This window comes from Azomonas agilis (assembly GCF_007830255.1).
Lineage (GTDB): Bacteria > Pseudomonadota > Gammaproteobacteria > Pseudomonadales > Pseudomonadaceae > Azomonas > Azomonas agilis.
Genome location: NZ_VLKG01000001.1, coordinates 69,509 through 91,612, shown reverse-complemented (window position 1 = coordinate 91,612; position 22,104 = coordinate 69,509). Strand labels below are relative to the sequence as shown.

Genomic DNA, 22,104 nt, shown 5'->3' with positions numbered 1-22,104 from the left:
CAGAGCGAAGTAAAATCAGCGTTTTTTAAACAGGGTCATCTGGCGGCGCTCAAATTCCACGATGCGCTGCCGGTAATGCTCAATGGTCTGCGAGGTCAATACGCTGCGCTGATCGTCCTTCAACTCACCATTGAGCTCTTGGGACAGTTTACGCGCCGCCGACAGCATTAAATCAAAGGCTTGTTTGGGATGACGTGGCCCCGGAAGCCCTAAGAAAAAGCTGACAGCGCGGGTGTGGAAATGGTCAATGTCATCTAGGTCAAAGGTGCCGGGTTTGACCGCATTGGCCATAGAAAACAACACTTCACCATTGCCGGTCATGCTTTCGTGGCGGTGGAAGATGTTCATATCGCCAAAGCGCAGGCCGCTTTCCAAGATGTTTTGCAGCAGCGCTGGGCCACGAAATCCTGGGTTATCACGGGCAATCACATTAATAACCAGCACTTCCTCAATGGGCAGCAAATCCTTTTTGGAGGCTGTTTCTTGGGAGGGACGGCGAGGGCTGGTTCCTTCGTCGTAGGTTTTGAGTTCTGGACGCTGGGGGTCGTCAGGGATATCCAGCACAAAGGATTCCTGAAGGTCAGGCTCTAAGTGCCCAGAGCGGGAACGAGGTTCGGTGCTGATGGAGGGCAAATCGTCCTCAAGTAAGGGGTCACGATCACGGGGGCGATTTACCACGCGTGCAGGGCCCACCACTTCGGTTGGGGGGGCGGCATCATTGGGTTCATCGGGCAAAGGATGGGCGTTCTGATCCAGCTCTAATTTGAGTTTACTTTTCCCGCCCTGCATGCGTCGCCATCCATCAAACAGGATGATCAGGATAACTACAATGCCGATGAGGATCAGCCATTCGCGCAGACCGATTTCCATTAATAACCTCTAAGTCCAGTGATGATCACAGCCGACAGCTGGCTGCTCTGGGTGTTAGACAGACGCAGGGGCGTTAGCCTATGGTTGAGCATTTTCAAACTAGCATGACCTCGGATGTTTTTGTACCGCATCGCTTGAGTCTCCCGTAGGTTATAGCCGGTAAGAAATGCCCGCTATTTAACAACATATTTTAAGGGCAGAAACGCCGTCTATGTTCAATCTATTCTGCCATGGCTAATGCCTGCTCCATATTGACTGAAACGAGCCTAGAACAACCGGGTTCGTGCATGGTAACGCCCATGAGCTGATCGGCCATTTCCATGGCAATTTTGTTGTGCGAAATGTAGATGAATTGCACCCGGTCTGACATTTCTTTTACGAGACGGGCGTAGCGACCCACGTTGGCATCGTCCAGCGGGGCGTCTACTTCGTCCAGCATGCAAAAGGGCGCAGGGTTAAGCTGGAAGATGGCAAACACCAAGGCCAGCGCGGTTAGGGCTTTTTCCCCACCCGAGAGCAGGTGAATGGTGCTGTTCTTTTTCCCCGGTGGGCGGGCCATGATGGCTACGCCTGTGTCCAGTAGGTCTTCCCCGGTTAATTCCAGCCACGCCGTGCCGCCGCCAAAAACCTTGGGGAATAGGTTTTGTAGGCCGCCGTTAATTTGGTCGAAGGTGTCTTTAAAGCGCTGGCGGGTTTCTTGGTCAATTTTACGGATCACGGAATCCAGCGTGTTGAGGGCTTCTTCTAGGTCGGCATTTTGCGCGTCTAAATAGGCTTTGCGCTCGGACTGCTGCTGATATTCCTCAATCGCCGCAAGGTTAATAGCTCCAAGACGTTGAATTTGCTCGCCGAGGGTTTCCAGTCGCTGCACCCAGTCCGGCTCGTTAGCCTCTGGAGGAAGGTTGGCCAGTACCCCCTGAACTTCATAGCCGTCGGCTCGCAGATGGTCGTAGAGCGCTTGGCGTTGCAGGTGTAGCGCTTGGGTTTCCAGCCGTTGCTGTTCCAGCTGACCGCGTAGGGCTAGGGCTTGTTGCTCGCTTTGAGTGCGGCGTTTTTCTTCGTCACGCAGTTGCTGATCGACCTCGTCCAAGGCTTGGCGGGTCTGTTGCAGCAGTGTTTCGCGCTCAAGGCGTTGTTCGAGCAGCACATCTAATTGTAAATGCAGTTCATCTTGAGGTGCGGCGGTTTCTTCCAGCATCAGGCTCAGCTGTTCACAGCGCTCTTGGGCGCGTTCCCGTTGTGAGTGCAGGCGTTCTAAGCCTTGCAGGGTGCTGCTGTGACGGGCGCGTAGGGCACCCAGTTGTATCGCCAATTGTTGCGCCCTGTCTTTGTGCTGGCGCGTGCCTTGGCGCAGCTGCTCCAGTTGTTCGCGCAGTTGGCTGCGACCGGCGTGCAGAAGGTCGCGCTCCTCAATGACCTGTGCCATGGCATCCACGGCTTCTTGCAGGATCAAGCGCGCTTCACCGAGCTGCTCGGTTTCGAGGGTGCGCTGTTCGGATATTTCCGCTAATTCTTGCTCCAGCCGTTGGCAGCGCAGGCGCAGTTGTTCGCGTTTACTCAGACAGGCGGAGTACTGGCTTTCCCATTGGCTGTGTTGGCGACTTAGCTGCTGCAATTGTTGGCGTTGCTGCTCGCGGGCGTTCTCTTGCTGTTGGCGCTGAGTCTGGAGCTGTTCCAGTTGCTCGCTGAGCTGGTGCAGCTCGGCTTCGGTGTCGTGTTGTTGGGCGCGCAGTTGTTCGAGGTTTTTGGCCTGCGCTAACAAACCACCTTGGCCTTCGCTGCTGTGCTGAATCCGCAGCCAGTGACGGCTCAGCCAGTAGCCTTCGCGGGTAATCAGGCTTTGCCCGTCTTCGAGTTGAGGGCGACGCTCCAGTGCTTCAGCTAGGGACTCTGCGGTATACACCTGCGCCAACCAAGGGCTGAGGTCGCAGGGCGCTTGCACCTGTTCCAGCAGGCTACCCTGAGGCGCAAGCTGGGGGGTGTGCTGCTGGATCAGTCGCAGTTCACCCTGTTGCAGTTGCTCCAGCGGCAGAGGGCTAAAATCCTCTTCCAACACAAGGGCTTGCAGGTCTTGGGCGAGGACGGTTTCTAACGCGCGCTCCCAGCCCGCTTCGGCTTTGAGGCATTCAGCCAACTTGGGGTGCTGCTGAAGTTGCTGCGCTTCCAGCCATTCAGCCAGTCCATTGCCGGGTTGCAAGCTGGATTGCCACAGTTGTTCGAGGGAGCTGATCTGGCCTTCCAATCGTTGCAACGCGGCTTGAGTCTGCTGTTGGCGCGGTTGGATTTGTTTCAGCTCGGCCAGTGTGCCTTCGAGTTGCTGGTGCAGTTGGGCTTCGGTGTCGCTCAGGGCTTCCAGCTGCTCTTGGCTGAGGGCAAGCTGTTCTTCTAAGGATTGTTGCAGGGCTTCTTCTTGAGCATCGCCCAGCAGTAATTGTTCGTCTTTAACCCGGCGCTGGCGCTCGGCTAACCGTTCTAGGCTGTGCTCTAACTGTTGGATCAGCGCCTGCTGAACTTCAGCATTACGTTGGGGCTCAGCGCTGTGCAGGTTGAACTGCTCCCAGCGCTCTTGCCAGTCTTGCAGCGCGGCTTCGGCCTCGTCCAGTCGTGCATCCGCTTCGAGGGCTTCTTCTTGGGCCAGCTCGCGCTCGGGCTCAAGGTGTGCCAGTTCTTCATCCAGTTGGGCGATCAGGGCTTGATCTTGCTCCAGATGCGACTCGGCTTCTTGTCGTTGGCGGCGGCCTTCGTCCAGATCGGTTTTTAGCTGGTTGAGCTGCTGCTGGCGGTGTTGGAGGCTTTGCTCCAAACGGCCAATTTCCGCACTCACGCCATAAAAGCCTTCTTGGGCCTGCTGGAAGGCTTGGTTGTGTTCGTGGTGCGTTTCGCGCAGTTGCTCGATGGCCGCTTCGGCGTGGCGCTGAGTAGCAAGCAGGGCTTCAAAGGTGATTTCCTGTTGGCTGCTGCGCTGTTCGCATGCCGCCACCTGCTCGTTGAACTGCCGCCACCGCACCGCACTGAGTTGGGCCTTCAGTTGACGCTCTTCAGCCTTGTACTGACGGTATTTTTCCGCTGTTTGGGCTTGGCGGTGCAGGCGTTCCAGTTGCCGCTCCAGCTCGGAGCGCAAATCGCTCAGACGGGCGAGGTTTTCTTGGGTATGGCGAATGCGGGTCTCTGTCTCGCGCCGCCGCTCTTTGTATTTGGAAATCCCCGCCGCCTCCTCAATAAAGTGGCGCAGATCTTCCGGACGCGCTTCGATCAGGCGCGAAATCATGCCCTGTTCGATGATGGCGTAACTGCGCGGCCCCAAACCTGTACCGAGGAAAATATCGGTAATGTCGCGGCGGCGGCAGCGAGTACCGTTTAAAAAATAGGTGTTCTGGCCATCACGGGTGACTTGGCGGCGGATGGAAATTTCGGCAAAGGCCGCGTATTCACCACGCAGGGTGCCGTCAGTGTTATCGAAGATCAGCTCAATACTGGCTTGGGAGACCGGTTTGCGGCCCGTGGAGCCGTTGAAGATCACATCGGTCATCGACTCGCCGCGCAAGTGCTTGGCCGAGCTTTCACCCATCACCCAACGCACAGCGTCGATGATGTTGGATTTGCCGCACCCGTTCGGCCCCACCACCGCCGACATATTGCTGGGAAAGCTGACGGTGGTGGGGTCGACAAAGGATTTAAAGCCCGCCAGCTTGATGCTTTTCAGACGCATGCCAGAGGCTCTTGGAGGTAGGGCTGCTGGTGCGGATGAACAAAGCTGAGCACGGGCACGATTCCTTGGCTAGGGGAGTCAATAGGGTGCGCAGTCTAGCATGAGGGTATGCATTCAGGGCATTGGGGGAGGCCTGAATAACTCATTAGGGGACAGCAGTACCCCATTCTGGTTTTTTAAGGGCTGCTAGTCATCACCAGCGATAGCTCAGGCTGCTGATGGCGGTACGCTCATCCCCATAGCGGCAGGAGTTGGCACAGTATAGATAACGCTTGTTGGCCAGATTTTGTACCTTGGCACTCAGTTGCCAATGGCTGTTGATGTCATAGCTAATGAGGGCATCCACTAGGGTGTAGGCCGGAATATTACGGTCAGTAATACTGGCGGATGTTTTGGTAGTTCCGTTATAGCGCGCTCCCGCTCCAACCTTTAGTCCTGGTAGCCCAAACTGGGTGAGGCGGTAATCTAACCATAAAGAGGCACTGTGGTAGGGAATGCCCTCAATGCGTGAGCCTTCAAGCACTGGATCATTGTCTTTAATAATGTGGGCATCGGTGTAGCTGTAGGCCACGCTCAGGTTGAGATCGGGTGTCAGGCCCGCTTTGAGTTCTAACTCCAAGCCTTTGCTGCGTTCTTTGCCGGTTTGCTCGTCGTAGTCGGAGCCGGGAATAGAGCTGACCACATTTTCTTGGGTTAAACGATACACCGCCGCGCTGAGCATTAGGTTATAGCCGGGTGGTTGGTAGCGCAGGCCGATTTCGTACTGTTCCCCTTCGGTAGGCTCAAAGCTCTTACCAGAACTGTCGATGCCGTCGGTGGGTAAAAAGGATTGGCTGTAGCTGATGTAGGGCGACAAACCATTATCAGCCAGATAAACCATACCGATTCGCCCTGAAAGCTCCTGATCGCTTTTGCTGGTGCGGGTTTTGTCCCGATAGTTGTTGGTGTAGCTGCGGGCCCAGTCTTGACGCAAACCCAATACAAACACCCAACGCTGGTCGAATTTGGCTTGTTCTTGCAGATAAAAGCCGGCTTGGCGGCTATGCAGGTCGGAACCACGGTCGATGTTAGTGTTGACGGTAGGAAGATTGCCGTAGCTGGGGTTGGCGAGGTCAAAGCTGGGGGCATTACCGCTGAAACGATGACTGTCGTAGGTTTTGTAGTAGTAATCCAGCCCCGCTAATAGGGTGTGCTCCCAGCGTCCGCTGTCAAAATTCCATTGCAGGTTGGTGTCGCTGGCCCAGCCGGTGGCGCGGTCTTCGCGGGAGTTATAGCTGCGGCTTAGGTTGGATAGGTTCGGCCCAGTAACACGGCTGCTGCTCAGGCTGATGTAGTCGTAATCGGTTTCGGATTCAAAGTAGCGCAGCGCATGGCGCAGTTTTAAGCCTTCGTCCAGTTGGTGCTCGAACAGGTAGCCAAGGGTTCCCATGTCGCCAGAGTAGTCATCAAAGCTAGGCTCACCGGCGAATAGGTCGTAAGGAACCTTGCGTCCGGGTGTATTGCTGTACTTGGTGATGTTGTAGTGCATCGGCGGGGTTAGGGTAGTACGGGTTTCCTGATAGCTGGCCATCAAAGTCAGGCGCGTGTCGTCATCAATGTTCCAAGTCAGGGCGGGAGCGATGAAGCGCTTATCGTCGTCGATGGAGGTGTATTGGGTTTCACTGTCCCGCCACAGAGCGGTCAGGCGATAGGTAAAACGGCCTTGATCGTCCAAACGTCCGCCGTGATCGGTGGAGACTTGGCGGCGTTGAAAGTTACCGTACTCAAAGTTGATTTCGTGTAGTTCCTCATCCGTGGGTCGCTTGCTGACGGTATTCACCAAACCGCCGGGAGCCAACTGTCCATACAATACGGAGGACGCGCCTTTGAGCACCTCAACCCGCTCCAGTCCATAGGGTTCTTGGCCGCCTTCAAACTGGGTACTTTGCAGCTTTAAGCCATCGCGCAGTACGCCGCCGGTGCGTGGGCCAATGTCAAATCCACGTAGCCGGTAATCATCCGCCACTCGGCTATAGCCATTGGGTTGTGTCACCACCCCCGCCGTGTATTGCAGGGTATTGGCCAGACTGTCTTGGCGGCGGGTTTGCATTTCCTCGCGGGTGATGATGGAGATGGCTTGCGGGGTTTCGCGCAAGGCTGTGTCGGTTTTGGTCGCAGTCGCGCTGCGGGTAGCCACTAAGCCATAGGCAGGGCCGCGTGCGTCTTCCCGGTGTTGGTCATCCACCAGCATGGAGGATAGCTCCATATTGCCGCTGTTGTCGGAGATCGGTTCAATACTCAATGCACCGCTGTCGGTATGGCGCAGCTGCAAATTACGTCCTTGCAGCAATTGTTGAATGGCCTGCTCAATGCTGAAGGAGCCGCGCAAAGCAGCCGCTTGCTGGCCTCGCACTAAAGTCGGATCAAAAATAATACTGAGCCCACTTTGGCGGGCAATGGCGGTCAGGCTGCGCTCCAGCGATCCGGCGGGCAGATCAAACACCAGCCTTTGTTGCTGGGTAGCGGGTGGCTCCGCCTGAATCACTGGGCTAAAGCAGCCCAGCATTAACGCCAATAGGGAGGGTGCTGGAAGCAGGGCAAGGCGGCTCAAACGAGACATGAAGGCTCCGGGAAAAATGTGGGCATTGCCTTCATGTGCAACGAGTGAGATAAATTTTCAGGGGTAACTGAAAAAAATTATTATTAACTGGGTTCGATGGTCGTCCACCAGCCAAAATAGCTGTACACCCGTAGCGGCAGAGTCTCCTGTAAAGAGGCCAGCACCTGTGGACTGTTATCCAGCGAAAATAAGCCTGAAATCCGTAAATCCGCTGCCTTAGGTGAAAGCCGTAGCGGGCCGGAGTGATAAGGGCGTAAAGCATCAATCAGTGCTGACAGCGGACGATCGTGCAACTCCAGCCAGCCTTCTTGCCATGCAAACTCGCTGTGTCGTTGGGGTTCCAGTCGCTGACAACCTTGCTGATTGAGTTGCGCGCCTTCCCCGGCTTTCAGCAGTAGGCTACTGCCTAAACGGCTGTACAGCTGCACCTGTGCTTGCTGTACCCAAACCGTGCTGGCTGTTTCGCTGTGGGCCACACTAAAGCGCGCGCTTGAAGTTTGAGTCCGTCCCCAAGCCGTTTCCACGACTAAGGGTAGGTCGTTGGGTTTGGCATCCACCTCTAGGGCTCCTCGGCGCAGCAGCAGACGGCGCTCTTGAGGGCTAAACGCCAAATCCACCCGACTTTCGGCGTTGAGCAGCACACTGCTGCCATCTTCCAGAGCGAAGCGTTTGCGCTCGCCCACGGCGGTGCTTAAATCGGCGACCAGTCCATCTAGGGGCATGCCAGAGCGGGTGAGCCAAAAGCCAGTCACCCCCAATCCGGCCACCGTTAACGCTCCGCGCAGCAGTTGGCGACGGCTGCTGTTAGCGCTGAGTAAGGCTTTTTGGGCTAAACCGGCAGGCTGTTCAGCGAGGCCGGAAAAGGCTCGGCTCAGGCGCTGTTGTAAGGCGCGCCATGCGTGCTGGTGCTGTTCGTTGGCCGCTAGCCAGAGTTCAAATTTTTGCTGTTCGGCGTTGTTCATCAGGCCGGAGCGGTGCCGCGCTAGCCATTCGATGGCCGCCTGTTCTTCAGGGCGTAGGGTGCGTTTCATTCAGAATCCAGCAGCAGGTAACAGGCGGTCAGCCCCTTCACCACGTATTGATGCACACGGGTGACGGATATATCCAAACGACGGGCGATTTCGGTATAGGTTAAACCTTCCAACTGGCTATACAAAAAGGCGGCCCGCGCTTTGGGCGATAATCCATCCAGCAGTTCATCAATGGCAACTAAGGCTTCCAGTGCTAGGGCGGAGTCTTCAGGCGAAGGATGGGTGGCCTCCGGTTGTAGGGCCAGTGCTTCCAGATAAGCGCGCTCTAAGTCTCGCCGTCGCCAACTGGTATAGATTAAACGCTTGGCGATGGTGGTGAGCAGAGCGCGCGGTTCGCGGATCGCGCCCGGATCGCTCAGGGCTACCACTTGGGTGAAGGTTTCTGAGGCAATATCGGCAGCATCATGGCGACATCCCAGTCGTGCCCGTAACCGTCCAAATAACCAGCCATGATGTTCGCCAAACAGACGCTGCAAAATCTGTGTCCGCTCTGTTGAGGGTAAGGGCGAAGAAGGAGGCATAGTATTCGCTTGGATTGATTTTAATGAGAAGTAATATCATTAATGAAACCGATCCAAGCGGCAAGCACCAACAGTCAAGTTAACAGCTTTTAGCCTTAATGATGTCGCCACACTTTGATCGAAGAGATCAGCAGAATGATGGCTAACAACGGCAACAGGATACTGTCTGACACTACGCCCAGCAGTTGTCCACCCGTCCAGGCACCCAGCAGGGAACCTGCGGCCATCATCAACACAAAGGTACGGTTCTGGCTAATAACGGCAAAACTACTGTCGCGGCTGTAGCGGGCAAAACCGGCAATCATGGTGGGTAGGCTGACAGCCAGTGATAGGCTACCCGCTAACTTGATGTCCACGCCAAAGAGCAATACGAGGGTTGGAATTAAAAACTCGCCCCCAGCCACACCCATCAGTGAAGCAATCACTCCAATCGCAAAACCACTGGCGACTCCCGCAACCAGTTGTAGCCACCCACTGAACAGAGGCGTTTGGTTATGGTAGCCATGCCCAAACAGCAGGACTGAGGCAATCAGCACCAGCAAAACAGCCAGAATGCGATACAGGGTTTTGCTTGTCATGCGTACCGCCCAACCTGCGCCTAGCCAAGCGCCCAGCAAACTTCCGGATAGCAAGTTGAGAATAATGGGCCAATGGCTCATTACTTCCTCAAGAGGGACTGCCTTGGTGCGAAACAGCAGAGCGGCTGCCACTACCACTAAACTCATGGTTTTGTTGAGGATCACAGCGGATAGGGCCGCAAAGCCAAATACACCGATCAGTAGGGGTAAACGAAACTCGGCGCCGCCTAAGCCAATCAGACCGCCCAGACTACCAATCAACCAACCTCCTAATAGAGCCAGAGGCAGTTGAATGCTGGGGGAAAGCTGTTTTGCAATCATTTTAATCCTTGGTTTAACAGTAATTGTGTATATAAAAATATACTAAGACCCCTCTTAAAATGTTAAGACTGGTTGGCTGAAGATTTTTGAACAAACTGGCTATGCTAGCCTCCAACTTAAATTTGCAACATGAGGCTGCCAAGGTGTCGGGTGCATTGCTGCGTACAGGAACGCTTCAGGAGTTCAAAACACTAGGGGTAGACGGCCAGCCGGTTTACAGTGCCGCCTTACAGTTGCGTGAGGCCGTGCGCTTGAAAATTGGGCGCGAGGCCGCCGATTGCCTAGCTATTCCACAGCCCCATGAGAGTGGGGATCGCATTGATTGGTATGCGCCTGAGGCGGGAGATGTAGTGCCTTGGTCGGCTGCAACCCCGGATGAGCGCAGCCAAGCCTTTCAGCAGTTAGAACAGATTCAGGCCCGTTTGCAGGATGCCAGCCAGCGCATGCAGTTGGGTAATCAGAATCGCGAAAAACAGCTGTTTGGCCGCCTGCTGGAGAAAGCCCTGTATTTTCCCGAGCCTGAGCATCTGTACCTAGTCAATGGCAAGCCGGTGGTGACTTTTTGGGGCTTTGCCAGTCGCAACGCGCCGGAAAACTACAACCCTCTGTTGGCGTTAAAGCCTGCGACGGTGATTCCCGCACCTTCCCTAACCAAAGCACCGCCCGTGATTCCCACGCCAGAACCCACCCCTGCGGTAAATCCCATCACAGTGACGCGCTCACCTTGGCGGTGGTTGTGGTGGTTACTGGCTTTATTGCTGTTGTTGGCTCTGCTGCTGTTTTTTATGCGTGCCTGTGCGCCCACCATCACCTTGCCCTTTGGTTTATCCCAGCTTGAGTTACCGGGTGTGCCGGTAGCTGAAGCGACCAAAGATCCTGAGTTGGCGCAAGATCTGAGCGCTCAAGTACCTTGGTGGCATAGCGGCTGGTTGGGCCAATTTGTCGGTGGTTTTACCGGAGATAGCACCACGGCAGTACCCGATGGCTCCGTAGCAGCGCCGGATGCAGCAGGTGCGCTACCCACCGATGCCGCCAAAGATTTGGGCGCTGAAGCCGGTAAGCAACCTGAGCTGCCCGCCGATGCCCAAAAGGATGCTCAAGGGAATAAAGAGGGGGCACAAAATCCTGAAGCCGCTCCCAAGCCCAATGATCCAGCGGCAAAAGGCCAAGATCCTCAAGCACCTAAGGACTTGCTGGGCAATGACCCCAAGGCCAATGCCAACAATCCGGCCAATAAAGATGCGCCAAAAAACACACCGCCCGTGCCGCCTCAGCTCAATGACAAAGCCGCTGCGGGTAAGCCGCTAAACATTCCCGCTGATGCCGCTAAAGCGGGCAGTACGGAGTTTTTAGATGGCAGTTGGAAAGCCGGTTCCGGCATTCAAGACGCGCGCACCGGCAAACCGATGCAGTTGGACTACCGTTTTGAAGACGGCAAAGGCCAAGTGGTCGTACGCGGCAGCAACGGCCTTGAATGCAAAGGCGCGGTGAGTGCCAATATGCAAGGCGGCCAATTGGCGATCAGCAATCAGGGACAGGCCACCTGTAACGACGGCAGCCAGTACAAACTGCCGGAAGTGACCTGTGCGCCCGGCAGCAGTTCGGCGGAGTGCACTGGACGCTACGGCAATCAGCAATTCCCCCTGTCCATGAAGCAGGGCAGCCAGTAACAGGCGGGCATTAGAATCATGTTTCCAGCAAAGACCGAATACGAAGACAAAATTACCCTGATCATGGGCAGCGGCGTCCAGTTTCTGGATTTCGCCGTCTCCCTAGAACTGCGCAAGATGATGCCCGGCGAGTTTCTGCGCCCGCGCAGCGACGCGCCGCTGGTGCGTTTACAGTTCGATGAGCGCAGCAACCGCTATTTTCATCCGTCCGATCCGGCGCGTCCGGTGACACCGGAGTTCAATATCACTATGGAGCAATCGGCCAAACTGCTGAAAGGTCTGTGGCTGCCGTTGCCGTTTTTCCGCTTCAACCCGCCGCGCCGCTTTGACGATGGCCCCAGCAACTGGGCGCGTATGCGCCTGATTGAACTGCCCGAGCCCGACGAAGATGGCAACACCCACCGCATCACCTTGGCCTTTGACACCAAGGTGTTCCCCGGTAGTAGCGACAGCGCCTACCTCGCGCCCACCGAAGACGATGTGCGCTCTGGCAGCAACTTTGCCTTGGCGGTGCAGGCCAACGAAATGGGTTGGTTTCTGGACTTGGTGTGGGTCAACGAGTGGCTAAAAGAAGTCTTCATCGAGCAAGCGCAAAAGCCGCCGGTACGCATGCAGATGGACGATATTCAGTCCGAATGTCAAGCCCTCTACCACCAAGGCCATTACCTGAACCTGCTGCATTTGTTGGGCAGTTGCTTGCCGGTGCCGGAAATCAAGGTGGTGTCCAATCGGGAAAGCGACCTGCATAAAGCCATTCCGGTAGATATGGTGCTGGACGTGGGCAACTCGCGCACCTGTGGCATCCTGATCGAAGATCATCCGCAGGAAAATGACGGCCTGAGCAAGCGCTACGAGCTGGAGTTGCGCGACCTGACCCAACCGGAGCATGTGTATCCCGAACCCTTTGAAAGCCGGGTCGAGTTTGCCCAAGCCGTATTTGGTAAGGATCATCACTCGGTGAAAAGTGGGCGGCGCGATGCCTTTCTGTGGCCGACCATTGCCCGTGTCGGGCGCGAGGCGGGGCGGCTGGCCAGCCGTCGGCGCGGGACGGAGGGCTCAACGGGCTTGTCCAGTCCCAAGCGTTATCTGTGGGATGAGGAGCTGTACGTTCCCGGCTGGCGCTTTAACTGTGCCTTCAATAAAGCCGAAAGTGAGCCCCACGCCACGGCCGCGCCGGTTGCTGGCTTGATCAACGAGAAAGGCCAAGCCCTGTACACGCTGGATTACGACGACCGCATGCCGGTGTTCCATCCGCATTATTCGCGCAGCTCGCTGATGACTTTCATGCTGTCTGAGGTGTTGGCGCAGGCGTTGATGCAGATTAACAGCCCCTCGCAGCGCCTGTGCATGAGCCATTCACGGGTGCCGCGCCATTTGCGTTCCATCATCCTCACCGTACCGCCCTCCATGCCCAAACCGGAGCGGGAGATTTTCGCCAAGTGCATGGAGCAAGCCATCGGTTTGGTGTGGAAAAGCATGGGCTGGCATCCGGAAGACGATCCGGTGAACGTCAGCGATCCGGCCAGCCGCGCTCAGGCTTGGCCGTGGCTGCCGGAGGTGCATGTGCAGTGGGACGAAGCCACCTGCGCCCAAGTGGTCTATCTGTTCAACGAAACCCAAAACACCTTTGCCGGACGGCCCCAAGAGTTCTTCGCCACCTTGGCCCGTCCCGATCAACCGCGCAAAGACCGCATCACCATTGCCTCCCTCGACATCGGCGGTGGCACCAGTGATCTGGTGGTCACTGAATACCGGCTGGACGATGGCGTAGGAGATAACGTCTACATCAACCCCGAACAGCGCTTCCGCGACGGCTTCAAGGTGGCGGGGGACGACATTCTGTTGGATGTGATCCGCCTGTTTGTGCTGCCACCCTTGAGCGAAGCCCTGAAGCAAGCCGGTGTAGCAGCGCCCGAGGCCTTGCTGTCGCGTCTGTGTGGCAAAGAGCCCTTGGCGGTGCAGGAAGCAGTGTTGCGCCAACAGCTGACCCTGCAAGTGTTCCAACCCATCGGCCTGCGCCTGCTGAAAGCCTATGAGCAGTACGATCCGCTGGATGCCGCCCAAAGCCTGAATGCCAGCTTCGGCGAGCTGCTGGCCCAAGCCGGCGAGCAACCGACCGAGGATGTGCTGAACTACTTCAACCAAGCGGTGCGGCGGCAACTGAACAACGGCCACAGCTTCAACCTGCTGGATACGCCGATCAACCTGAACCTGCGCCGTATCCATGAGGCCTTTATCGCCGAGCGCCTGAACATCAGCAAAAGCCTGCAAGCCCTGTGCGAAGTGCTGCAACAGTATTCCTGCGATGTGCTGCTGCTCACCGGACGGCCTTCGCGCTTGCCGGGGATTCAAGCCCTGTTCCGCAAACTGCTGCCGCTGCCTCCGGGTCGTATTTTGCCTCTGAGTCAGTACCGCACGGGCGGCTGGTATCCTTTCAACCGCCAAGACTACATCGACGACCCCAAAACCACCGCAGCGGTGGGGGCGATGCTGTGCTTGCTCAGCCGTAGCCTGCGCTTGCCGAATTTCTTCTTTAGGGCGGCAGCCCTCAAGCCCTATTCGACCCTGAAGTATCTGGGCCTGATCGACAACAACAACGTGATCCGCGATAACAACCTCTATTACCGCGACATTGATCTGGACAATCCCGACTACGAGTTGCCGGAGCAGAGCTTTGATGTGCGCGGCACGATGCGTTTGGGATTCAGGCAGTTGGACTGTGAACGCTGGACGGCGGCGCCGCTCTATACCCTGAGCATCGAAAATCCGCGTTTGCGTGAAGAAGTGGCGGCCCAAGGGCTGGTGCTCAAGGTGCGCCTCGGCATCAAACCCTCGCGTAACCCCAGTGCCGGCAGCGAGCGCTTTGTGTTGGCGGGTGTGGAATCCAGCAACGGTGCAGTCAGCCTGAACAACCTGCGTTTGACCCTGAATACCCTGTCCGATGCCGGTATGGGCGAGTCGCAGTATTGGTTGGACAGTGGGAGTGTGTTTCGCAGCTAAGGCGGGACTGAGGGCTTCTTTAAAACCCAGTCGTGCACTGGGTTTTAAAGCTAACGGCTTGTGAAGGGTAAAATGTTTTCTAAATAGAAAACATGCTAGGCTGTTTAGTCATCCGCTACTGACTTAATTTCAGGGAGTCAAGCCATGACTACAGCTACCTTGCGCCGCTCCGGTGGGTCACTGATTATCGCTATTCCGGCCGCTTTTGCCGCTCAAAATCAACTGCAAGCGGGGTGTGAGCTGGAATGCACTATCGTGGATAACGCCTTGGTCGTTAAACCTCTGAAGAAAAAATCCAAGCTATCCGATTTGATTGCCGATACTCCAAAAGAAGCGCGCGTGGAAAGCTGGGATGAGCTAGCCCCAGCAGGAGTAGAGTCGTGGTAAAACGCCCTAGCTGCCCTGATCGCGGAGAAATTTGGCATTTAAACTTTGATCCCTCAACTGGGCGAGAAATGCTGGGGGAGCACTTTTGCCTAGTGCTGTCCAAACGCGAGTTTAATGACCATTTTGGATTGGCTTTAGTCTGTCCTATTTCCCAAGGCGCAGCCGCTCAAGCGCGCAACCAAGGATTTTTAGTAACCCTCATGGGGGCAGGAACTCAGACCCAAGGCAATGTGCATGCTCATCAAGTCAGAACCTTAGATTGGCGTATTCGTAGAGCAAGCTTTAAGGAAAAGGCCCCGGTTGAGATTACTCAGCAGGTTTTGGAGCGGGTGACTGTGTTGTTGGAGGATTGAGGATAAAACTCAAATAGTCAGCAAAGTACGGCCCGAATATCCCAGAGACAGATAAATGACCGAGCAAGAAATTGAACAAGCGCTGATCGAGAAACTGTGCGACCTCAAATATACCTATCGCTCCGACATCCGCGACCGCACGGCATTGGAAGCCAACTTCCGCCAGCATTTTGAGAGCCTAAATCGGGTTAATTTGACCGACAGCGAATTCGCGCGGCTGCTGGATTCCATCATTACCCCTGATGTTTTTGCGGCTGCTAAACATCTGCGCGAGCGTAATAGTTTCGAGCGTGATGACGGCACACCGCTTTATTACACGCTGGTGAACATCAAAGATTGGTGCAAGAACACCTTTGAGGTCATTAACCAACTGCGAATGAACACCGACAACAGCCACCACCGTTATGACGTGATGTTGCTGATTAATGGTGTGCCGGTAGTGCAGATTGAGCTGAAGACATTAACCATCAGCCCGCGCCGAGCCATGCAGCAGATCGTTGATTATAAAAACGATCCCGGCAATGGTTATGGCAAAACGCTGCTGTGCTTCCTGCAACTTTTTATCGTCAGCAATCGCAGCGATACTTGGTACTTCGCCAACAACAATAGCCGCCATTTCAGCTTTAACGCCGATGAGCGCTTTTTGCCGCTCTACCAGTTCGCCCGCGAAGACAACAGCAAAATTACCCATCTGGACAGCTTCGCCGAGACCTTCCTCATCAAGTGTACGCTGGGCGAAATGATCAGCCGTTACATGGTGCTGGTGGCCAGCGAGCAAAAGCTGCTGATGATGCGCCCCTATCAGATTTATGCGGTTAAAGCGATGATTGAGTGCATTCATCGGCACTGCGGCAATGGTTATATTTGGCACACCACCGGCAGTGGTAAAACCCTTACTTCGTTCAAAGCCTCCACGCTGCTTAAAGACAATTCCGATATTGATAAATGCTTGTTCGTCGTGGATCGCAAAGACCTCGACCGACAGACGCGGGAGGAATTTAATAAGTTTCAAGAAGGCTGCGTCGAAGAAAATACCAACACCGAAACGCTGGTGCAGCGGTTACTGTCTGATGACTATGTGGATAAGGTAATTGTTACCACCATCCAAAAGCTGGGCCTTGCGCTGGACGGCACCAATAAGCGCAACTACAAAGAGCGCCTAGAGCCATTACGCAATCAGCGTATCGTGTTTATTTTTGACGAATGCCACCGCTCGCAATTTGGTGAAAACCACAAGGCCATTAAGGAGTTTTTCCCCAAGGCTCAGTTGTTCGGCTTTACCGGCACGCCCATTTTTGAGCAAAACGCCAGCGCCCAGCAGATTGAAGGTCAGCAGGCCAGCTACAAAACCACGGCAGACATTTTTCAGCAGCAACTGCACGCTTACACCATCACCCACGCCATTGAAGACCGCAATGTGCTGCGCTTTCATGTGGATTACTACAAGCCCGAAGGTAAAAAACCACCTAAACCGGGTGAGGCGCTGGCGAAAAAAGCCATTGTTGAGGCCATCCTTGCCAAGCATGAGGCCGCCACCGCCGGGCGTAAGTTCAACGCCGTATTGGCCACCGCCAGCATCAACGATGCCATTGAATACTATGATCTGTTCAAAACCCTGCAAGCCCAAAAGCCCGCCGAAGAGGCCGCCTTTCAGCCGCTGAACATTGCCTGCGTGTTTTCGCCGCCCGCTGAAGGCAACAAAGACGTACAGCAAATTCAGGAAGACCTGCCCCAAGAAAAAGCCGATAACCAGCAGAACCCTGAGCAAAAGAAAGAAGCCCTTAAGGCCATTCTGTCGGACTACAACACCCAATACGGTACCAACCATCGTATTGGCGAGTTCGATCTGTACTATCAGGATGTACAAAAGCGTATTAAAGATCAGCAATACCCCAACAGCGACTTGCCCCACGCCCAGAAAATCGACATCACCATTGTGGTGGACATGCTGCTAACCGGTTTCGATTCCAAGTTCCTGAACACCCTGTACGTGGATAAGAACCTCAAATACCACGGCCTGATTCAGGCGTTTTCGCGTACCAATCGTGTGCTCAACGATACCAAGCCTTACGGCAATATCCTCGACTTCCGTCAGCAGCAAGAGGCAGTGGACAGCGCCATTAGCCTCTTTTCTGGTGAGGCCACCAATAAATCGGCTAAAGAAATCTGGCTGGTGGACAAAGCTCCGGTGGTGATCGGAAAACTAAAAACCGCCGTCCAGCAGTTGGATGACTTTATGCAATCCCAAGGCTTGGAGAACAAGCCCGAAGCGGTGCCTAACCTCAAAGGCGATGCCGCCCGCGCTCAATTCATTAACCTGTTTAAAGAAGTACAGCGCCTAAACACCCAGCTCGATCAATACACCGACCTAACGGACGATAACAAAGCCACCATTGAGCACGTATTGCCCAAAGATCAATTGCAGGGTTTTAAGGGCGTTTACCTCGACACCGCCCAGCGCCTGAAAGAGCAACAGGACAGAGGCGACAAAAAGGGTGAAGAAAATACCTCGCCTGAAGTACAGCAACTTGATTTTGAGTTTGTGCTCTTTGCCAGCGCGGTGATTGATTACGACTACATCATGACCCTGATTGCCCGCTACTCCCAGCAAACACCGGACAAGCAGGAGATGGGGCGAGAAGAATTGATTGGCCTGATTCAGTCCGATGCCAAGTTTATGGATGAGCGCGAGGAGATTGCCGAGTACATCAGCACCTTGGAAATGGGCAAGGCATTGGATAAAAAAGCCATCTGCACTGGGTTTGAACGCTTCAAAGCGAACAAACACAGCCAACAGTTGGCGGAACTAGCAGGTAAGCATGGGCTGGAGGCTACGGCGCTACAGACCTTTGTGGACGGCATTTTGCGCCGCAAGGTATTTGATGGCGACCAACTCAGCGACCTGATGGCCCCGCTAGAACTGGGCTGGAAAGCACGCACCAAGGCTGAATTGGCCTTGATGGATGACTTGATTCCGCTGCTACACAAATTGGCCCAAGGGCATGAGATTGCAGGGTTAGGGGCGTATGAGCAGTAAGCAGGAAGATAAAACGCTGATGCCAGCGGAAAAACAAGCCTTGGTGCCTAAGCTGCGCTTTCCTGAGTTTCGGAAGGTGGGAGAATGGGAGAGAAAGCCCCTTAAATCTATTTGTGTTATGCAGGCTGGTAAGTTTGTTGCTGCTGCGGATATTTTTGAGAATAGCAGATATGACCTTTATCCATGTTACGGCGGTAACGGTTTACGAGGCTATACAAAAACTCATACCCATTCTGGAAAATATCCACTTATTGGTCGCCAAGGTGCTTTGTGTGGAAATGTGAACCTAGTCAATGGCCAATTTCATGCAACTGAGCATGCTGTTGTTACCACACCTAAAAGTGAAGTTAATGTAGATTGGCTCTACTACATGCTTGATTTACTTAACTTGAATAGATTTGCAACTGGACAAGCACAGCCAGGTTTATCTGTTGAAGTTTTGGATAAAGTTCAAAGTTTTGTTCCTCAGGAGCCAGAACAACAAAAAATCGCCGACTGCCTCACTTCCCTTGATGAGCTCATCACCCTAGAGGCCCAAAAGCTCGACACACTTAAAACCCATAAAAAAGGGCTAATGCAGCAGCTTTTTCCCGCTGAAGGGAAAACAGTGCCGAAGTTGCGCTTTCCTGAGTTTAGGGAGGCTAGTGAGTGGAAAAAGCAAAGAATATCTAGCCTGCTCGTAAGGGCAGTACGTCCGTTAAGTGTCAAGATTGAAGAAACATATCGGGAGATAGGCATCCGTTCCCATGGAAAGGGAATATTTCATAAAGAGCCTGTGCTTGGGAAATCGCTGGGAGATAAGCGAGTTTTCCATGTGGAAGAAAGTGCCTTTGTACTAAATATCGTGTTTGCTTGGGAGCAAGCAGTTGCAGTGACCTCGGTAGCAGAAAAAGGCATGATCGCTTCCCATCGGTTTCCTATGTACAAACCTAGAGAGCACAAGTCTGATGTTGAATTCATCAAATATTTTTTCCTAACCTGTAAGGGGCGAGAGTTGCTAGGAATAGCGTCTCCCGGTGGAGCCGGGAGAAATAAGACATTAGGCCAAAAGGAATTTGAGAAATTAGAGTTTCTTTCCCCCGAAAAAGTTGAAGAGCAAACTACAATTGCGTGTTGTCTCTCTTCTATTGATGACCTTATAGCTGTCCAAACCCAAAAACTCGATGTACTCAAAACCCATAAAAAAGGGCTGCTGCAACAACTTTTTCCGGCGCTGGATGAGGTGCAGGGATGAGCGCTGATTTTACCAGTTTGGATACTCTGGCTACGCATCTGCGCACCGAGCTGGAAACAAAAAAGTTTATCCTGCTTTACGCTTATAACGGTACGGGAAAGACGCGGCTTTCGATGGCCTTCAAAGACATCGGCAAGCAAGGTGACACAAGGGATACACTTTACTTCAACGCCTTTACTGAAGATCTATTCACCTGGGATAACGATCTAGCTGGCGACAGTACGCGGGTGCTGAAGATGAACGCTGCCTCCTGCTTTTTCGCGGGGCTGGAAGCTTTGGAGATGGAAAGCCGCATCCGTCCCTTTTTGCATCGTTATGTAGATTTTGATTTCAGCATTGACTATGCACAGTGGACTATTCGCTTTTCGCGCGACGTACTTGTGGGCGAGAGCACACAAACCATTGACAGCATTAAGGTATCGCGTGGCGAAGAAAACCTATTTATCTGGTGCTTTTTTCTGGCCATTGTTCAGTTGGCAATGGATGGGGCAGAGGCTTACCAGTGGGTTAAGTACATCTATATTGATGACCCTATTTCGTCGCTGGATGAGCATAACGCTATCGCGGTGGGTAATCATTTAGCGCAATTCTTAAAGCGCAAAGACCACTCTATTAAGGCAGTCATTTCATCGCACCACACGTTGTTTTTTAATGTGTTATGGAATGAGTTGAAAGAAATTGACAAAAGTAGAAAGCAGTTCGCGCCACACTTTCTGTCGCATAGCAAAAAGACGGGCGAATATCATCTTTCTTATTCGGGGGATACGCCGTTTTTCCACCATTTAACGCTGCTCCAAGAGATTTGGCGGGCGAAAGAAGCAGGCAAAATTTACACGCATCACTTCAACGCCTTGCGCAGCTTGCTGGAAAAATCATCTATCTTCCACGGACATAAAAAGTTTACGGTCTGTATCAAACATCAGGAAGATGACCCCGACGAAACACTGTACAGCAGGCTCGTCAATATTCTGAGCCACGGCAATTATTCGTTCTATGATCCGGTGGAAATGCTCCCGGAGAATAAGGCGCACTTTGAAAAAATACTGGCGGACTTTTTGGAGTTTTATCCCTTCAATCCAGAATTAACGCCAGAATCGCAAGAACAGGAAACACCATGACCGAGCAAGACCAAAAACAACTGGGCTCCACCCTTTGGGGTATTGCCGACCAACTACGCGGCGCGATGAATGCGGACGACTTCCGCGACTATATGCTGTCGTTCCTGTTCTTGCGTTACTTGTCGGATAACTACGAGGTTGCCGCACAAAAGGAGCTGGGCTCGGATTATCCCCAGCTAGAAGAGGATGACCGCCGTACACCGTTGGCGGTGTGGTACGCCGAAAACCCAGATGATACGGCTGAATTTGAAAAGCAGATGCGCCGTAAAACGCATTATGTGATTCAGCCCGCTTACTTGTGGGGCAATATCGCTGAGATGGCTCGTACCCAAAATAAGGAGCTGTTGAGTACCTTGCAAGAGGGTTTCAAATACATTGAGACCGAGTCCTTTGCCAGTACTTTTGGCGGGTTATTCTCCGAAATCAACTTAGATTCGGAAAAGCTGGGTAAAGGTTATGAGGCTCGCAATGCCAAACTCTGTACGGTTATTAAAGCCATTGCCGATGGTCTGGCAAAGTTCTCTACCGATAAAGATACGCTGGGCGATGCCTATGAATACCTAATCGGCCAGTTTGCTGCCGGTTCTGGCAAAAAAGCAGGCGAGTTTTATACACCGCAGCAGATATCCAGCATTTTATCGGCCATTGTCACGCTGGACAGTCAAGACCCGGCTTTGGGCCAAAAGACGCAATTGGACAGCGTGTTCGACTTTGCGTGCGGTTCTGGCTCCTTATTGCTGAATGTACGTAACCGCATGGGGCCAAACAGCATCGGTAAAATTGTCGGACAGGAAAAGAACATCACCACCTACAACTTGGCACGCATGAACATGTTGTTGCACGGGGTGAAGGATTCCGAGTTTGATATTTACCACGGCGATACCCTCATTAATGAATGGGACATGCTGCGTGAGATGAACCCGGCCAAAATGCCCAAGTTTGATGCGGTGGTGGCAAATCCGCCCTTCAGTTACCGCTGGGAACCTTCCGAAGCGCTGGGCGAGGACATGCGTTTTAAAAATTACGGTCTAGCGCCCAAGTCCGCCGCTGATTTTGCCTTTTTACTGCACGGTTTCCATTACCTCAAACAAGATGGCGTGATGGCCATTATCTTGCCCCATGGTGTGCTGTTCCGTGGTGGCGTGGAGGAGCGTATTCGCACCAAGCTGCTCAAAGACGGCAACATTGATACGGTGATTGGTCTACCGGCCAATCTGTTTTTCTCTACGGGCATTCCGGTGTGCATTTTGGTGCTGAAAAAGTGCAAGAAGCCAGATGACGTGCTGTTCATCAATGCCGCCGAGCAGTTTGAGAAGGGCAAGCGGCAAAATCGCCTATCGCCTGAGCACATTGAAAAGATCATCGGTACCTACCAGTTCCGCAAGGAAGAAAATCGCTATGCCCGCCGTGTATCAATCGAGGAAATCGAGAAGAACGGCTACAACCTGAATATCTCGCGCTACATCAGCACAGCGCAGGCGGAAGAGGTTATTGATTTAGCTGCTGTTCACAGTGAATTACTGACGCTGGATGACAAGATCAAAGTAGCAAGGGATAAACACAATGCCTTTTTGAAGGAGTTGGGTTTATCGCCTTTACCTTGAGTTATTCGGATTTTAGCTTTGTGTGCCCAAGAAACCTTGAGAGCGGTTGAACGCCAGCAGATGAGGCCGATC

General features: G+C 53.7%; 14 protein-coding genes. 8 read left to right on the top strand and 6 right to left on the bottom strand.

Annotated features, from left to right (window positions below; genetic code table 11):
* Positions 1-15: 15 nt before the first annotated feature.
* The 6 genes from zipA to LX59_RS00350 all read right to left on the bottom strand — a co-directional run bounded on the left by zipA (position 16) and on the right by LX59_RS00350 (position 9,629).
* Complete coding sequence (gene zipA, locus LX59_RS00375; protein WP_144569866.1) at positions 16-870, bottom strand: cell division protein ZipA; 855 nt, start codon at positions 868-870, stop codon at positions 16-18.
* Between the two features lie 220 nt (positions 871-1,090).
* On the bottom strand, positions 1,091-4,579 hold the full coding sequence (smc, locus tag LX59_RS00370; RefSeq protein ID WP_144569865.1) for a chromosome segregation protein SMC: 3,489 nt from the start codon (positions 4,577-4,579) through the stop codon (positions 1,091-1,093).
* Between the two features lie 193 nt (positions 4,580-4,772).
* Positions 4,773-7,178 carry a TonB-dependent siderophore receptor gene (locus LX59_RS00365; RefSeq protein WP_144569864.1) on the bottom strand — a complete coding sequence of 802 codons (2,406 nt, stop codon included), beginning with the start codon at positions 7,176-7,178 and terminating at the stop codon, positions 4,773-4,775.
* An 83-nt stretch (positions 7,179-7,261) separates the two neighbouring features.
* Complete coding sequence (locus tag LX59_RS00360) at positions 7,262-8,209, bottom strand: FecR domain-containing protein (protein ID WP_144569863.1); 948 nt, start codon at positions 8,207-8,209, stop codon at positions 7,262-7,264.
* Entirely contained in the window at positions 8,206-8,730 is a 525-nt protein-coding gene (locus LX59_RS00355) for a sigma-70 family RNA polymerase sigma factor (protein ID WP_144569862.1), read from the bottom strand. The genes LX59_RS00360 and LX59_RS00355 overlap by 4 nt, the downstream gene beginning before the upstream one ends.
* A gap of 95 nt (positions 8,731-8,825) precedes the next feature.
* Positions 8,826-9,629 carry a sulfite exporter TauE/SafE family protein gene (locus LX59_RS00350; protein WP_144569861.1) on the bottom strand — a complete coding sequence of 268 codons (804 nt, stop codon included), beginning with the start codon at positions 9,627-9,629 and terminating at the stop codon, positions 8,826-8,828.
* Positions 9,630-9,730: 101 nt separating this feature from the next.
* Here LX59_RS00350 and LX59_RS00345 point away from each other — a divergent pair, with 101 nt between their 5' ends.
* The 8 genes from LX59_RS00345 to LX59_RS00310 all read left to right on the top strand — a co-directional run bounded on the left by LX59_RS00345 (position 9,731) and on the right by LX59_RS00310 (position 22,032).
* Positions 9,731-11,299 carry an SrfA family protein gene (locus tag LX59_RS00345; RefSeq protein WP_246118640.1) on the top strand — a complete coding sequence of 523 codons (1,569 nt, stop codon included), beginning with the start codon at positions 9,731-9,733 and terminating at the stop codon, positions 11,297-11,299.
* A gap of 18 nt (positions 11,300-11,317) precedes the next feature.
* Positions 11,318-14,299, top strand: a complete 2,982-nt coding sequence (locus tag LX59_RS00340) for a virulence factor SrfB (protein WP_144569860.1) — start codon at positions 11,318-11,320, stop codon at positions 14,297-14,299.
* A gap of 144 nt (positions 14,300-14,443) precedes the next feature.
* Positions 14,444-14,686 carry an AbrB/MazE/SpoVT family DNA-binding domain-containing protein gene (locus LX59_RS00335; protein ID WP_144569859.1) on the top strand — a complete coding sequence of 81 codons (243 nt, stop codon included), beginning with the start codon at positions 14,444-14,446 and terminating at the stop codon, positions 14,684-14,686.
* Positions 14,680-15,039, top strand: coding sequence for a type II toxin-antitoxin system PemK/MazF family toxin (locus LX59_RS00330; protein ID WP_144569858.1), 360 nt, complete (start codon positions 14,680-14,682; stop codon positions 15,037-15,039). Before LX59_RS00335 ends, LX59_RS00330 begins: the two co-directional genes overlap by 7 nt.
* Positions 15,040-15,094: 55 nt before the next feature.
* Positions 15,095-18,076 (top strand): type I restriction endonuclease subunit R, encoded by a 2,982-nt coding sequence (locus LX59_RS00325; RefSeq protein ID WP_144569857.1) that lies wholly within the window; start codon positions 15,095-15,097, stop codon positions 18,074-18,076.
* Positions 18,066-19,310 carry a restriction endonuclease subunit S gene (locus LX59_RS00320; protein WP_144569856.1) on the top strand — a complete coding sequence of 415 codons (1,245 nt, stop codon included), beginning with the start codon at positions 18,066-18,068 and terminating at the stop codon, positions 19,308-19,310. Before LX59_RS00325 ends, LX59_RS00320 begins: the two co-directional genes overlap by 11 nt.
* Positions 19,307-20,428: an AAA family ATPase gene (locus LX59_RS00315; RefSeq protein ID WP_144569855.1), complete on the top strand. Its 1,122-nt coding sequence runs from the start codon at positions 19,307-19,309 to the stop codon at positions 20,426-20,428. The genes LX59_RS00320 and LX59_RS00315 overlap by 4 nt, the downstream gene beginning before the upstream one ends.
* Complete coding sequence (locus LX59_RS00310; protein ID WP_144569854.1) at positions 20,425-22,032, top strand: type I restriction-modification system subunit M; 1,608 nt, start codon at positions 20,425-20,427, stop codon at positions 22,030-22,032. The genes LX59_RS00315 and LX59_RS00310 overlap by 4 nt, the downstream gene beginning before the upstream one ends.
* Positions 22,033-22,104 lie beyond the last annotated feature (72 nt).

What these genes read in the sequence shown, in the direction of transcription:
- LX59_RS00325 (WP_144569857.1), top strand. Translation starts at nt 15,095, where the DNA reads ATGACCGAGCAAGAAATTGAACAAGCGCTGATCGAGAAACTGTGCGAC.
- LX59_RS00360 (WP_144569863.1), bottom strand. Translation starts at nt 8,209, where the DNA reads ATGAAACGCACCCTACGCCCTGAAGAACAGGCGGCCATCGAATGGCTA.
- LX59_RS00345 (WP_246118640.1), top strand. Translation starts at nt 9,731, where the DNA reads ATGCTAGCCTCCAACTTAAATTTGCAACATGAGGCTGCCAAGGTGTCG.
- LX59_RS00310 (WP_144569854.1), top strand. Translation starts at nt 20,425, where the DNA reads ATGACCGAGCAAGACCAAAAACAACTGGGCTCCACCCTTTGGGGTATT.
- LX59_RS00350 (WP_144569861.1), bottom strand. Translation starts at nt 9,629, where the DNA reads ATGATTGCAAAACAGCTTTCCCCCAGCATTCAACTGCCTCTGGCTCTA.
- zipA (WP_144569866.1), bottom strand. Translation starts at nt 870, where the DNA reads ATGGAAATCGGTCTGCGCGAATGGCTGATCCTCATCGGCATTGTAGTT.
- smc (WP_144569865.1), bottom strand. Translation starts at nt 4,579, where the DNA reads ATGCGTCTGAAAAGCATCAAGCTGGCGGGCTTTAAATCCTTTGTCGAC.
- LX59_RS00355 (WP_144569862.1), bottom strand. Translation starts at nt 8,730, where the DNA reads ATGCCTCCTTCTTCGCCCTTACCCTCAACAGAGCGGACACAGATTTTG.
- LX59_RS00320 (WP_144569856.1), top strand. Translation starts at nt 18,066, where the DNA reads ATGAGCAGTAAGCAGGAAGATAAAACGCTGATGCCAGCGGAAAAACAA.
- LX59_RS00365 (WP_144569864.1), bottom strand. Translation starts at nt 7,178, where the DNA reads ATGTCTCGTTTGAGCCGCCTTGCCCTGCTTCCAGCACCCTCCCTATTG.
- LX59_RS00340 (WP_144569860.1), top strand. Translation starts at nt 11,318, where the DNA reads ATGTTTCCAGCAAAGACCGAATACGAAGACAAAATTACCCTGATCATG.
- LX59_RS00335 (WP_144569859.1), top strand. Translation starts at nt 14,444, where the DNA reads ATGACTACAGCTACCTTGCGCCGCTCCGGTGGGTCACTGATTATCGCT.
- LX59_RS00315 (WP_144569855.1), top strand. Translation starts at nt 19,307, where the DNA reads ATGAGCGCTGATTTTACCAGTTTGGATACTCTGGCTACGCATCTGCGC.